Source organism: Pseudomonas sp. 2995-3 (assembly GCF_002742565.1).
GTDB classification, from domain to species: Bacteria; Pseudomonadota; Gammaproteobacteria; order Pseudomonadales; family Pseudomonadaceae; genus Aquipseudomonas; species Aquipseudomonas edaphica.
Map to the genome: position 1 here is coordinate 1 of NZ_LJSB01000291.1, position 284 is coordinate 284.

The following is a 284-nucleotide window of genomic DNA, read 5'->3' on the forward strand; positions in this document are numbered from 1 at the left end:
AGGGACGGTTCTTGTGTTTTCGCTCAAAGCGAAAACGCAAGAACCGTCCCCACGTTTACAACAACCACTTTATTTTTTCAGCAAGCAAGCTAGAAACGTTCTTATCAAGCATAGCTTCTTCTGTATGAGCTGGTGTGAAGCAGCAAACTTTTCCGTTTCCAAAGGAATGCTTCCAGCCAGCAAGTGAATCACCATCCACACCAGTGCTCCAGAGATCCACCTCCGTCGCGTTTACATCACAGTGAACAAAATATTGCTCATCCTTTAGTGGGAACGTATTTGGC

The 284-nt window shown here is 45.4% G+C and carries 1 pseudogene; it reads right to left on the reverse strand.

Features of this window, described 5'->3' with window-relative positions:
- Window positions 1–55: 55 nt before the first annotated feature.
- A pseudogene (locus AOA62_RS31890) lies at window positions 56–284 on the reverse strand (ThuA domain-containing protein); the annotation flags it as partial.